General features: G+C 49.2%; 10 protein-coding genes. 4 read left to right on the top strand and 6 right to left on the bottom strand.

Going from position 1 to position 13,261, the window contains the following annotated elements; translation table 11 throughout:
- The first annotated feature begins 230 nt into the window (after positions 1–230).
- Entirely contained in the window at positions 231–1,262 is a 1,032-nt protein-coding gene (locus J7619_RS22835) for a hypothetical protein (protein WP_291204160.1), read from the top strand.
- 27 nt (positions 1,263–1,289) lie between these two features.
- Entirely contained in the window at positions 1,290–1,634 is a 345-nt protein-coding gene (locus J7619_RS22830) for a DUF6984 family protein (protein ID WP_291204158.1), read from the top strand.
- A gap of 22 nt (positions 1,635–1,656) precedes the next feature.
- Here the strand turns inward: J7619_RS22830 and J7619_RS22825 are convergent, their stop codons facing one another.
- Entirely contained in the window at positions 1,657–2,898 is a 1,242-nt protein-coding gene (locus J7619_RS22825; protein WP_291204156.1) for an MFS transporter, read from the bottom strand.
- Positions 2,899–2,912: 14 nt separating this feature from the next.
- On the bottom strand, positions 2,913–3,320 hold the full coding sequence (arfB, locus tag J7619_RS22820) for an alternative ribosome rescue aminoacyl-tRNA hydrolase ArfB (protein WP_291204154.1): 408 nt from the start codon (positions 3,318–3,320) through the stop codon (positions 2,913–2,915).
- Between the two features lie 128 nt (positions 3,321–3,448).
- Here arfB and J7619_RS22815 point away from each other — a divergent pair, with 128 nt between their 5' ends.
- Entirely contained in the window at positions 3,449–4,690 is a 1,242-nt protein-coding gene (locus J7619_RS22815) for a DUF6600 domain-containing protein (RefSeq protein ID WP_291204152.1), read from the top strand.
- Positions 4,691–4,831: 141 nt separating this feature from the next.
- Entirely contained in the window at positions 4,832–5,851 is a 1,020-nt protein-coding gene (locus J7619_RS22810) for a GntR family transcriptional regulator (protein WP_291204151.1), read from the top strand.
- Between the two features lie 90 nt (positions 5,852–5,941).
- Here J7619_RS22810 and J7619_RS22805 read toward each other — a convergent pair whose 3' ends face one another.
- The 4 genes from J7619_RS22805 to J7619_RS22790 all read right to left on the bottom strand — a co-directional run bounded on the left by J7619_RS22805 (position 5,942) and on the right by J7619_RS22790 (position 13,200).
- Positions 5,942–7,225, bottom strand: a complete 1,284-nt coding sequence (locus tag J7619_RS22805) for a sugar isomerase (RefSeq protein WP_291204149.1) — start codon at positions 7,223–7,225, stop codon at positions 5,942–5,944.
- 69 nt (positions 7,226–7,294) lie between these two features.
- Entirely contained in the window at positions 7,295–9,418 is a 2,124-nt protein-coding gene (locus J7619_RS22800) for a bifunctional aldolase/short-chain dehydrogenase (RefSeq protein WP_291204148.1), read from the bottom strand.
- A 251-nt stretch (positions 9,419–9,669) separates the two neighbouring features.
- Entirely contained in the window at positions 9,670–11,502 is a 1,833-nt protein-coding gene (locus J7619_RS22795) for a T9SS type A sorting domain-containing protein (RefSeq protein ID WP_291204147.1), read from the bottom strand.
- A 24-nt stretch (positions 11,503–11,526) separates the two neighbouring features.
- Positions 11,527–13,200 (bottom strand): leucine-rich repeat domain-containing protein, encoded by a 1,674-nt coding sequence (locus J7619_RS22790; protein WP_291204146.1) that lies wholly within the window; start codon positions 13,198–13,200, stop codon positions 11,527–11,529.
- Between the last annotated feature and the right edge of the window lie 61 nt (positions 13,201–13,261).

Below are 13,261 nucleotides of genomic sequence, written 5' to 3'. Positions count from 1 at the left end.
AACTCCGCAGCCGATGCTAATATAACTGATCCGGAGAATCACCTTGTTTATAGCAAACGATAGCAAACACACATCCCCGGCTCCGTAGGAGCCTCCTAATGAATGAATTATGACAACGTACTTAACAGAACGCATCGCTACCGATCCCAAAATCTGCAACGGACAGCCAATATTCGTGGAATGCGGATTATAACAGGCGCAATTTTTAATTCATCAACACAAAAATCTGAATGGAACTCGATAAAAAAGAAGCCGAAATCGTCAACCGGGCGATTCAATCCTGGGAAGATGAGGCGCGCATTTCCAAGGAACTCGCGACAGGGCTGAGGGGAAGTTATAGCGTAAGAAATGCTAATGTGGACGCGATTGCCATATATGCATTAATTTCTGCGGTTTCCTGTGGATTGCTGGCTTTCGGGGCATTGGTACTGGATGAAAAATGGATCGAGCTGCTTCGCAAGCGTTGGGGATTTTCGGAAAACATCGTGGGCATACTTTTCACTTTCGTGGCGGGGCTTTTTGTGTACCTCGCCCGGCGGCGAATGGATGGCCCCAGGGGTGCGAAAGCAAGCAACGAGGTTTACAACATTGCCATTATCCTGACGATTGCCATTGCCATTACTTACTGGACGCGCGGAATGCTCGACGGGCCTGGCAATTATGCATTACCGCTGCTATTTGCGGCATTAGCTTACGGAGGCGTCGCCATTTTCCTGCGCTCTACGCTGCTTTGGGTCGCGGCCATCCTTGCACTCGCAGGCTGGTGGGGCGCTCAGACGCACTATTGGTCCGGAGGCAATTTCCGTTTCATGGGCATGAATTATCCGCTACGTATGACGGTTTTCGGGTTGGTAATCTGGGGCTCTTCTTTTGTAATCGGACAAATCCGTTCGCTGGCATTCCTAAAAGAGGTTAATTACACAATCGGGTTGTTCCTGTTCCTGGTGGCTGGCTGGACACTGTCGATTTTTGGTAACTACGCCGACTACGAAGGCTGGAAAGCACTCAAACAAACCGATTTCTGGTTCTGGGCGCTGGGTTTTACACTGGTACTGGCCGGAATGCTCTACTATGCATTCCAATACAAACAAGAAACGTTGCGCGACTTGTGCCTGGTTTTCTTCCTGCTAAACATTTATACGCGCTATTTCGAATATTTCTGGGATCGTACCAATGCAGGGATTTTCTTTGCATTACTGGCTTTATCCTTCTGGTTCGTGGCCAAAAAAGCCGAGCAATGGCGCGGCAGAACCGCCGGGTAGTGCATTTATTTTAGTTAAAACAATATCATGGGCAATATCAGACCGATACGTGGTGAAGAACTGGATCTAATTCATTTTCTTCTCGAAAAACTGAACCTGGATCCGATCGATTTCCCGGTTTCGGAAATGGTGGATGAGTACGAAGGCGGGAAAATGGGCAGTATCAGCCTCGGCGGCGATGTGAATGGCTATGCTGGCGACCTTATCCAGGCCGAATATGTGGATATTGATGATACGCCTGTCGTCATTACATTGACACAGGACACCAACGGCCAGTTACTCGATCTCGATTTCTGGAAAGTGGATTTTTCGAAACTGCTGGAATATCCTACCCCCGACAAGCTGATATTCGGCAAGACGCCCGAAGAGTAATCTTGAAAAATCGGGAATGCGCCTAATTTTCCTCGTAATCCAGCTCCTTCCCGTAAGTTTCCTCCATTCGCCAGAGCGAGACCAATGCCAATGAAAAGCACAACGCACCGACAATAGCTCCCGAATGCAATACGCCCGAATCCTTTTTCAGGAATTGAAATAACGGGAGTGTAAGCAGCACCGTCGCACGCACGTTGTTGGCGACAGATGTGGTAACCGTTGCGCGCAGATTAGTGCCAAATTGTTCGGCCGTGGTCGTCAGGAACATGGCAATGTAACCGATCGAAAAGCCCAGCCACATGTAGCAAATGTATAGCGTCGTGGCATTGTTGATGCCACCGGATAATAACCAGGCCACGCCGGCCAGCGTCATCAGCATCATCAACAAAATGGCTTTCCTGCGCGACCGCAGCCATTGGCTTAGTATCCCACTGAAAAAGTCTCCTGTAACCACTCCTATGTAGGTGTACAACACGCACGTGCCCGCCTGAACCTCCTCCGCAATACCCAGCGCTTTGGCAAATTCGTTTCCGAATGTCGAGTAAATGCCGATTACCATATAGGTAGGCAAACCAATACCCATGCATCGCATATAGCGTACAAAACGTGACCAGCTCGTAAATATCGTCCACCAGGGTACAGGCTTCGAACCGCGCTTTTCCAGGCTTTTATTGAAAACGATGGATTCCAGTACATTTACACGCAGGATCAGCAAGATCAACCCCATCCCGCCGCCGATGAAATAGGCCATGCGCCAGTCGGTGAGCTTTACGGCGAAGAATGCGGCAATGGCTCCCGCCAGGCCCACACTGGCTACTACTGAGGCCCCGTAACCACGCAATTCTTTGGGCAGAATCTCCGCTATTAACGTGATCCCCGCGCCCAGTTCCCCCGCGAGCCCGAAACCGGCGATGAATCTTAATACTGAATAGATTTCGACATTCTGCGTAAAACCGCAAGCGATATTGGCGAGGGAATAAGTCAGTATCGAACCGAAAAGCACGGAACGGCGGCCCAGCTTATCCCCTAATATCCCCCACAAAAAGCCGCCAATGAGCAACCCGGCCTGCTGCCAATTGTAAATATTCGCGCCGATCTGCGAGATTTCCTCTTCCGAAAGCCCCAGGTCTTTCAGGCTCGGAACGCGCACAATGTTGAAAAGCAGCAAATCATAAACATCCACGAAATAGCCCAGCGAGGCTACGATAACGGGCAATGTAAAAACGGCGCTGAGTTTAGGCTGAACAGGAGTGACGGCGGTCATAAAGGTGTTTTCGTTTATTCTTCAAAAGACTTACGGCGCATTGATTTAACGGCGGCCTTACGCTGCTTGGCTTTCAATCTTTCCAGCTTCGAGGCTAATGTGGGTTTAGTTGCTTTACGATCTTTCTCTACCGTAAGTGCCTGGCGGATAAGCCTGTCGAATTTTTCGACCACTTTTTCCTTGTTGGCCAGTTGCGAGCGCTCGGTTTGGTGGTATAATACGAGCACTTTACCGTTCGTTAATCGGTTGGACAATTTTTCGGTCAGCTTTTGCTTGTCCTCGCCGGTCAGGAATTGCGAATTCGGAATATCAAAACGCAGTTCTACCTTTGTTTCGACCTTATTCACATTTTGCCCTCCCTTACCACCGCTCCGTGCTGTCTGAAAGACGAGTTCGGGATGCAGGATTTCAGGATCAATCATTTGAAATGGAAGTTTTGTTAATACGTGTTAATGTCCGGCGGGACCATTAAACCAGAATCTAAAAGTAACGTCCAAGAATCGATTTTTAAACAACAGGAAAACAATTAACACATAAAGCAATGGGCACCATGCGTACACTAAGAATAATCGGCCTGTTCATTTTCATGTTCGTCGGCGTTTCGGTTTCCAACAAAACCGAGGCACAACCCGGTTTCAGGATCACATTCGAAACTTTTTACGACGAACTTGCCCCTTATGGCCGCTGGATGCGCAATCCGCAGTATGGTTCCGTCTGGATCCCCGACGTCCCTCGTGGCTTCCAGCCCTACTCCACCGCGGGTTACTGGGAACAAACAGAATACGGAAATACCTGGGTTTCGGAATATGACTGGGGCTGGGCACCCTTCCACTACGGCCGCTGGTCGTACGACGATTACTATGGCTGGTTTTGGGTTCCCGATTACGAATGGGGACCTGCGTGGGTGAACTGGCGCTCGGGTGGCGACTATTACGGCTGGGCACCGCTGGGTCCGGGCATGAATATCAATGTTTCCATTAATATTCCATCGTTCTGGTGGGTGTTTGTACCGCAACGCTATATCCTGAGTCCCAGCTGGCATTCGTACTGCGCGCCGCAGCGACGTGTATCGTATTACTATAACAATACCGTCGTTATCAACAACTATTACCGCAGCAACAACCGCACCTATGTATACGGCCCCCGCCGCGACGAGATTGAGCGTATTACCCGCAGAAGCGTACCTATACGTACAATAGATGCGAGCCCGAGAGGCCGCGGCCGGGTGATTATCGCCGACCGTGGAAATGGCCGCTACGACTACGGCACCCGGGACTATGACCGTGGAGGCCGCGTCATCGACGCCAATCCGCGCATCGACCGCAGCAACCGCAACGACGACAATCGCATTGAACCGGGGGACAATTCAAGACGTGGCTCACGTAATCCGTATGAAGAGCGGAACGGCCGCTACGAACGTAACCGCGAATCGAATGACAACCGATACGAAACGCCTAATCCGGGCCGGAACGATCGTTACGAAGCGCCAAGCCGCTCCGAACGTAACCGCGACTACAACCCGGGCAACAGCCCCGAGCGTAGCGGCGGCTTCGACAACCGTTCAGAGCGCGTGGAACGCCCGAACATCGAACGCCCCGAGAGACAAGAACGCAGCAACCGGTCATACGAGCCTGCACCACGTGTAGAACGCCAGGAAAGAAGTGCTCCGGAGCCTCGTAGCAACGACCGCGGCAACCGTGGAGGCGACAATGGCGGGGGCAACCGCGGCGGTGGCGACAATGGTAATCACGGCGGTGGTTCCAGCGAGCGCAGCGGCAGAGGACCGAGATAATTACAACCCTTAACATAAAAACAACCCGGCGGGATAGTAGTATTTTCCGTCGGGTTGTTTTTGTTTATGAAGACTTTCGATTTAAGCTTCGAAAACAGATAAAAATGTTATTTTTAGCTTGATTCCAACCCACAGCATTGAATGGAAATACAATTTGACATTGAGTTCAAGGAAAGTGCACCCAAGTACATGCAGATTATCAAATCGCTGTTACAGGCGATTAGTAAAGGAAAGCTGAAACGAGGCGACAAGATCCCTTCCATTAACCAGTTGAGTGAAGAGTACCTGCTTTCCCGTGATACCGTCGAAAAGGCCTACAAACACCTCATCAAGGACGGCGTACTGATTTCGGTTCGCGGAAAAGGTTATTTCATCAACCGCGTGGACATCGAAACATCGCTACGCATTTTGCTGGTTTTCAACAAAATAAGCAATTACAAGAAGCAAGTCTACAATGCATTTGTGGAGAATATCGGCCGAAATGTGAATGTCGACCTCCATATTCATCACTCCAATACCAATATTTTCAAAAACCTGATCAAGAACAGCCTGGGCGAATACGATTATTACGTGATCATGCCGCATTTCTATGAAGAGATGGATGAGGCGATTGAAACGCTGAAAATGATCCCGCCGGAGAAACTGATTCTGCTTGATAAGGATATTGAATTTACCACCAAAAAGCATTCATCGGTTTACCAGAATTTCGAGAAGGACATTGTACATGCGCTCAACGAGGCGGTAGACCTGTTAGAAGTCTACAAAAAGCTGGTCCTCATTTTCCCGACCATGATCCGCTATCCGAAGGAAATCCTCAAAGGCTTCCGCATTTTTTGCATTCAACACGAGTTTGAGCATGAGATCATGTATGATTTTCATGAAAACAGCACAGCCGTGAAGGATACGGCTTACGTGGTGATCGAGGAAAACGACCTGGTAAACCTGATTAAAAAATGTAAAGAGCAGCAGCTCGTCGTGGGTAAAGATGTAGGCATTATCTCCTACAATGAGACGCCGCTGAAAGAAATTCTGCTCGACGGTATTACCACCATTTCCACCGATCACGAGCAAATGGGTAAAACTGCGGCGGAGATCATTAAGGAAGGGAAACGGGCGCTGGTGAAAAACCCGTTTACGTTGATCAGGCGGAAGTCGTTATAAAATGTGTCACGCTGAGCGGAGTCGAAGCGCGGTACTGTACCGCGCTTCGACCGCCGGGCGGCCCCGTCCGCTCCTGACATTGACATCTTCTTAAAGTCCAGTCGCCACGGTAAGTTTCCCGCGTTCGTTCAACAATTCGTTGCGGACGCCGAGGTTACGGTACAATGCGATGGGGTCCAGCGAGCCGCCGCTCAGGCGCATAGCCTCGCGTACGAGGGGACGCACGTCCGTGCGGAAAGCATTTTGCAATATTTGCTGGGCCAATACCACGTCGTTTTCGTTGCGCGCCTGTTCCAGCTTCTTTCTATCCACGAGCAATGCTTGCGCCTGGGCGATCAGGATCGCTTCTACCGATTGCAGCAAGTCTTCCAACGGATCTTTCACATTATGGCTCGCGTCGATCATCCAGGCGTAAGTATCGCTGGCACGGCTGGCACGCTTCATGCCTTCCACCAGCTCTACGAAGATCAAAAACAGCTGGTAAGGGCGAATAGCACCCACCGTAAGGTCATCATCGCCGTACTTGGAATCATTGAAATGGAAACCTGCCAGGCGGCCTTCCATCATCAACGTGGCGACAATCTGCTCGATGTTTGCATTCGGCAAATGGTGGCCCAAATCCACCAGTACATCCGCTTTCGGGCCGAGTTTCTGGCAGAAAAGCAGTGAACTGCCCCAATCCTGGATCACTGTCGAATAGAAATTAGGCTCATAGGCTTTGTATTCCACATAAACCTTCCAGTCATCCGGCAATGCGGCATAGATTTCCTGTAAAGATTCTAAAGTGTTTTGAAATGCCTTTACGAAGTTCGACTGGCCGGGGAAGCACGATCCGTCCGACAACCAGATCGACAATGCCTTCGATCCCAGATTGACACCGTGCTTAATCACCTCGATATTGTGCTCCACGGCTTGCTTGCGCACCTTCGCTTCTACGTGCGAGAGCGAGCCGAATTTATAGGAAAGCTCCTGATCCTTCTGATCCTGGAAAGTATTGGAGTTAACCGCGTCGAATTTCAGGTCCAGCGAAGTCGCCAGATCGATGATCGGCTGTGCTGCGCCGGGGATATCCCAGGGAATATGCAATGAAATGGAGCCGCTTGAACGGTTCAATGCGTGCAGCAAACCCACGTCCTCGATTTTCTCTTCCAGCGAACGCGGCTCTCCTACCCCTGAAAAACGGCCGAAACGGGTCCCGCCTGTACCCAATGCCCAGCTCGGGATCGCTACCTGGAATGCTTCCAGCTGCTTTACAATGTCTTTGGCATGAATACCCTGTTCACCCAGCTGCTCTTGCAGGAAGATGTACTGGTTGTTATGCCGCGAAAACAGGCTGTCGTTATGCTGATCGATCTGATATTGTTCAATTTTCATCTGGATAGAATTAAAAAGACTTGGCAAGTTAGAACAACCCGCCAAGTCTGATTTAACATATTTTGATCATTATCTCAGGAATGCCGCAGGAACACCGCCGTCAACGTTGATCACGTTGCCGGTGCTCTTGCTGAGCAAACCGCTCACGAAAATGTACACGCCGTTTGCAATGTCGTCCGTATGGATTTCTGCATTCAATACCGTTCTTTTCGCGTAGTAAGCTGGCAGCTCTTCTACTTTGATACCGTATGCTTTCGCACGTCCGGCAGCCCAGCCGCTCTCCCAGATTTTGCTTCCGGCGATTACCGCGTCGGGGTTTACCACGTTCACACGGATCTTGTCCGGACCGAGTTCCGCCGCCAAAAGGCGCGACATGTGTTGCTGAGCAGCCTTGGCCGTTCCGTAAGCCACATTGTTCGGGCCGGAAACGATACCATTCTTGCTTGCAATGTTGATAATATCACCGCCTAGGCCTTGCTGACGCATGATCGCCACCGACTCCTGCGATACCAGGAACTGGCCTTTCACCAATACATCCTGCAAAATATCCCAATCTTTGATGGTGGTATCCGCCAATGGTTTTGAAATAGACAAACCTGCGCAGTTTACCACGATATCCACACCACCATATTTCAATTTGGTAGCATGCAATGCGGCCTTGATCGCCTCGTCGTCGAGCACGTTCGCTACCGTGGTATCAGAAAAGTCCTTACCGAATTTCGCATCGAATTCCGCCTTGGTTTCGGCCAATGCTTTTTCGTCAATATCCGAAATCACCACACAGGCACCTTCCTGCAATAGTTTCTGAGCGATTGCTTTTCCGATACCGCCTGATCCCCCTGTTACGAATGCGACCTTGCGGGATACCGATTTTTCCTTCGGCATACGCTGCAATTTAGCTTCTTCCAGCAACCAGTATTCGATGTCGAATGCTTCCTGCTCAGGCAATGAAACGTAAGAAGAGATCGCCTCGGCGCCTTTCATTACATTGATAGCATTGATATAGAACTCCGCTGCAACACGGGCAGTTTGCTTGTCTTTCGCGAACGAGAACATCCCTACCCCTGGCAACAGGATGATCACCGGGTTCGGGTCACGTACTGCGGGGCTGTTGGAATGCTTGCAACGCTCATAATAGGCAATGTAATCCGCACGGTATGCTTCGAACTGCGGACGGATGTGTTCGAGAATCTCCGTATCCGTAGCTTCCAGCTTCTCGAATGGTAAATCCAAAACCAACGGACGGATCTTCGTGCGCAGGAAGTGGTCGGGGCAGCTGGTACCCAGCGGCGCCAGTTTGTCCAGGTCGTTACTTGCGATAAATTCCAGCACGCGCTCGTCATCGGTAAAGTGACCGATCATCGCCTGCTGCTCGGAAGCCAGACCGCGCAAATAAGGTGCCAGCTTGCCCGCGATGGAAGCACGACGCTCTTTCGACTCGCTTTCCAGACGCGCTCCACCAAAAACAGGGCGGCTCTTGCCATAGTTTTCAGCGAGGTACTCCGACGCTCTTTCGATCGTATCGAGTGTATTGATGTAAGATTCGTAAGCAGTATCACCCCAGGTGAACAATCCGTGACCACCCAAAACGATACCACGAATGCCCGGGTTGTCATTCAATGCCTGTTCCAGTTGCAGACCAAGGTCAAAACCGGGACGCTGCCAGGGTACCCACGCCAGCTCGCCGTTGAACAATTCTTTCGTAATAGCTTCACCTTCCTTCGATGCCGCGATTGCAATCAATGCATCGGGGTGCAGGTGATCGATGTGCTTGAAAGGCAGCAAGCCGTGAAGCGGCGTGTCGATGGACGGTGCCTTCGATTTCAGGTCGTAAATGCAGTGGTTGAACAGCTCTACCATCTCATCTTCGAATTCGAGCCCGCGGTAGATATTTTTCAGGCTATGCAGGCGATCGACGTAAAGGCCGGCCAGTCCGCTTCTTGTTAAAGTACCAATATCGCCACCCGACCCTTTGATCCACATCACCTCGACAGGGTTGCCTGTCAGTGGATCCTTTTCGATGGTTTTACAGCTCGTGTTTCCACCAGCATAGTTGGTCAGGCGAAGATCGGCACCCAACAGATTTGAACGGTACAGAAGAAGTGCAACCTGATCATCACCCAGGGAAGCGGCTTTCTCTTCATCCCATAAATAGCTTACGTACCTGTACTGGCTTACTTTAGAACTGCTCATATTTGTTTCCTGATTATTTATCATTTTTGAGGTAAAAGTTCTTCTTTCCTGAAAGTATTTTAACAGATTAATACTACTCTGAACGTATGTGCAAGATTAGGAAACTTAGCAATGCACACCGTCCTGTTGTATCCTGCATGTTGAAATAAATTGAGAATTAATGTGAGATTTGGAAGTTTGATATAAAACAAATGGTCTGAACCATACTTGTAACAGTTCAGACCACGAAAAGCTAAAATAACCTTACTGCGCTATCGCTTTATTAACAATTTCTTAGCGACATCGCCGATTTTGATGGTGTAAATGCCTTCTTTCAAATCCTTCACATCGAACTTACCACCCGACAACTTCGCTCCCGTCACGATCGGCCTTCCCGCCAACGTAAATACCGATACCACCTCGTTTTCGGCAGCACCTTCGACAGTAAGTTCTGTCTGCGCCGGATTCGGATACATCTTGACAATTCCTTCACCGGCCCTCACCGCAATCACTTTCGAATATTCAAACTTTCCATCATAATCCAGCTGTTTCAAGCGGTAATATGCCATTGAAAGCGGATTGACATCGGTAAAGTGATAAAACTGATTTTCTTTCGTATCTCCGCTACCATCCACAAAACCGATCTTTTCAAACGTCCGCGCATCCGCGCTGCGTTCGATTTCAAAGCCTTGGTTATTGGTTTCGGAGGTGGTTTTCCAGGTGAGTTTGGTTTGATCGTTTTGGGATTTGCCTTCAAAGGATATGAGGGTTACAGGGAACGCCACATTCCTGTAATTATAACTGACCAGTTTCAACCCCACGACTACACTATTGGTAACTTCGACGCGATATGATGCATCATCGATTATCATGAGCGTATTATTACCCGTATTGGTTGCGATAAGCACGTCATCCCGGTACCAGGTGTAAGTATTGTTCGCCAAAGTTCCCCCCGCAGGTGCCGTAAGGCGGGTACCCGGTCCTACAAATTGCCCGGTGACGACTATCTTCGCTTGCTGTCCGTACTGGTCGAGCCGACTGATATTCGATTCCATGCCATCGAATGTGAAAGCATTTTCGGAAAGATCAACATTTCCGGAAACAGGGACATTGGAAAGGTCGGGGATCGGGCCGGAAAATGAATTGTAGCGCAGGTCCAGCTCGGTGAGATCAGGTAGGCTGCTTATGCTCGAAGGGATCGGACCATGAAAGTCCGCGCTGCGGACAATAATCTTCCTCAGTTTGGTAAGGTTCCCGATATCGGCGGGTAGCGTTGCTGAAAAATAGCTATCATGCAGTTCCAGCTCTTCGAGGTTGAGCAGATTACTCAAAAATGAAAAATCGCCAAGCCCCTGGTAACGGCTGATATAAAGGCGTTTGAGCTTAGTCAAGTTACCGATCTGCAATGGCGTAACATTTGGAAATCCATTGGTATTAAGGGATAAAACTTCCAGATTGGAAAAATTACCAATCACAGCCGGAAGTTCCCCCTTCACCCAGCCTTGGAGATACAGTTCCCTCAATTTGGGTAACGTTGAGAGATGGGAAGGAAAACTAAAATCAGCCATCCCTCCCATTGGATCGCCGGACCCTAAATACAAAGTTTCCAGGTTGACCAGGTTCGCGAAATTTGCAGGAATTTCACCCGTCGGTAACAGCGACAATCCCTTCAAGTTGGTAAGGCTCCCGATTACGCCCAAACTAGTACTGTTAAAAACCTGGTCGGCGATATAGAGGTATTCCAGATTGATCAGATTGCCAAGTTGGACGGGTAGGTCGCCCGTCACATTGCCCATCCAAGTGCCTGATTTTGAAATATCCAGCGTTTTCAAGGCAGTCAGGTTCCCTACCTCAGGGGCAAGTTGTCCATCCAGCAGCAGCTCCTTTAAGACCAGCTTTGTCACCCGGCCTCCCTCGCAGGTGACACCATACCAGCCGCAGGGATTATCCCCGGGGTTACCCGGTACGTTCCAGTTTGCAAGTTCGGGGTAACTATTTCCTGCGAAACCGTTATAGAGCGCTACCAACGCCAGACGATCCGTTTCCAGCGTCTGCCCGAAGGATTTGAATGTTATTAATAGAATGAGTAGTAAAAATTTACGCATGGCATCTCTTGTTAATTACTTCAATCATCTGTTAATCACTAATACTTTAGCATCTTCACCTACTTTCACGACATAGCGACCGGCTTCCAGCTTCCTGATATCAATCCGCTCACTATTCGTTACGAGCTTCTTCAACATTACACGCCCGTTCCCGTCGACGACAGAAAATGGTTGTTTTTGACTAATGCCTGAAATGGTAAGATAATCCTGTGCAGGGTTTGGATAGACCGTTAAGATTACCGCGTCGCTTTTCACGGTGATAACCTTCGAGTATTCAAATTGGCCGTCGTGGTCCAATTGCTTCAAGCGATAGTAGCTGGTTGTAGAAGGGTTGAGATCGGTAAAGTGATAAAACTGATCTTCTTTCGTGTCTCCGCTCCCATCTACGAAACCAATCATTTCAAATGTGCGAGCATCCGCGCTGCGTTCTATTTCGAAACCTTTGTTGTTGGTTTCAGAGGCAGTTTTCCAGGTAAGTTTAGCTTGATTGTTCTCCAACTTTCCATCAAAAGAGATCAGCGTTACAGGCATTCCAACGAGAACGTAATCCTCACTAACCATGGTAAGTCCTGGCACCAAGCTATTTGTAACTTCCACCCGGTAAATTCCGTCTGCAGTATTGAAATACTGGATGCCTACGGTCGTAGCAACCAGCACCCCGCTTTTATACCATTTATAAGTGTTATTGGCCGCTGTTCCACCGGCGAAATCCGCGATCAACATTCCTCCCAAAGCTCTGGCTGTCCTCAAATTATTAACGGTTCGTAGCGGAATAATGGCTGTCAACTTAAACTTTTCCTGATTACCATAGGAGTCCAGCCTGCTAATATTCGTCTCCATGCCCGAAAAAGTGAAAGCATTGTTATTGATTCTTACATCAGCTGCGACAGGGATCCCCAGGATATTCGGAACCGGGCCATTGAGGTTGTTGTTAGACAAATCCAGTTTCGTCAGTTTTGTCAGGTTGTTAAACGATGCAGGAATAGCGCCTGTCAGTTGATTTTCACTCAAATCCAGCACTTCGAGATCTGTCAAGCCACCCAGACTTGACGGGATAGTTCCTGTAACACCTCCGTGCCTCATGATCAGTGTTTTGAGCTTAGTAAAATTCCCTATATATGCCGGAATAGCGCCTACCGAACCCTCCCCTTGCATAGCGGCGTCCTCCACTGCAAGACGCAGATATTCCAGATTGACCAGATTTGCCAGCGATGGAAGGGCAGGCCAGTTTAGATAAGGAGTCAATGAGAGATGTTTAAGTTTAGTCAGATTGTTTATTACAGAAACATTAACCCCTGTCAACTGATTACCACTTAAATCCAGGTATTCAAGATTAGCTAGATTTCCGAGTTCCACAGGCAAATCACCGTAGAAGTAAAGAATCTCGCCACCAGGGCCTGAAAGATCCAGATGCTTCAACGCAGTAAGGTTCCCGACAGCTGCCGGAATAGGCGCAACGATGTCTTCTTCTTCCAGAATCAGGCTGGTTACCCGCCCTCCCTCGCAAGTAACTCCGCGCCAGCCGCATGGATTATCGCCAGGATTTCCCGGAACGATCCAGCCGTTGTTGTCGTACCAATTGTTTCCACCGGTGGCTTCATAAAATGCCACCAGCGCCAGCCGGTCACTCTCCAGAGTCTGAGCAAATGATTGAATGAAAAAAAACAGGCAGACAAGCCCAAGTAGACATCTTTTCATAGCGTCATAAAAGGTTAGTAAATTCCTCGAAACGTTGAGCGGGTGCCTGGGCGACAGAATA

The sequence above is a fragment of the Dyadobacter sp. genome (assembly GCF_017744695.1).
Classification (GTDB): domain Bacteria; phylum Bacteroidota; class Bacteroidia; order Cytophagales; family Spirosomataceae; genus Dyadobacter.
This window is presented reverse-complemented; position numbering and strand designations above follow the sequence as displayed.

What these genes read in the sequence shown, in the direction of transcription:
- J7619_RS22810 (WP_291204151.1), top strand. Translation starts at nt 4,832, where the DNA reads ATGGAAATACAATTTGACATTGAGTTCAAGGAAAGTGCACCCAAGTAC.
- J7619_RS22835 (WP_291204160.1), top strand. Translation starts at nt 231, where the DNA reads ATGGAACTCGATAAAAAAGAAGCCGAAATCGTCAACCGGGCGATTCAA.
- J7619_RS22815 (WP_291204152.1), top strand. Translation starts at nt 3,449, where the DNA reads ATGCGTACACTAAGAATAATCGGCCTGTTCATTTTCATGTTCGTCGGC.
- J7619_RS22805 (WP_291204149.1), bottom strand. Translation starts at nt 7,225, where the DNA reads ATGAAAATTGAACAATATCAGATCGATCAGCATAACGACAGCCTGTTT.
- J7619_RS22825 (WP_291204156.1), bottom strand. Translation starts at nt 2,898, where the DNA reads ATGACCGCCGTCACTCCTGTTCAGCCTAAACTCAGCGCCGTTTTTACA.
- J7619_RS22790 (WP_291204146.1), bottom strand. Translation starts at nt 13,200, where the DNA reads ATGAAAAGATGTCTACTTGGGCTTGTCTGCCTGTTTTTTTTCATTCAA.
- J7619_RS22800 (WP_291204148.1), bottom strand. Translation starts at nt 9,418, where the DNA reads ATGAGCAGTTCTAAAGTAAGCCAGTACAGGTACGTAAGCTATTTATGG.
- J7619_RS22830 (WP_291204158.1), top strand. Translation starts at nt 1,290, where the DNA reads ATGGGCAATATCAGACCGATACGTGGTGAAGAACTGGATCTAATTCAT.
- arfB (WP_291204154.1), bottom strand. Translation starts at nt 3,320, where the DNA reads ATGATTGATCCTGAAATCCTGCATCCCGAACTCGTCTTTCAGACAGCA.
- J7619_RS22795 (WP_291204147.1), bottom strand. Translation starts at nt 11,502, where the DNA reads ATGCGTAAATTTTTACTACTCATTCTATTAATAACATTCAAATCCTTC.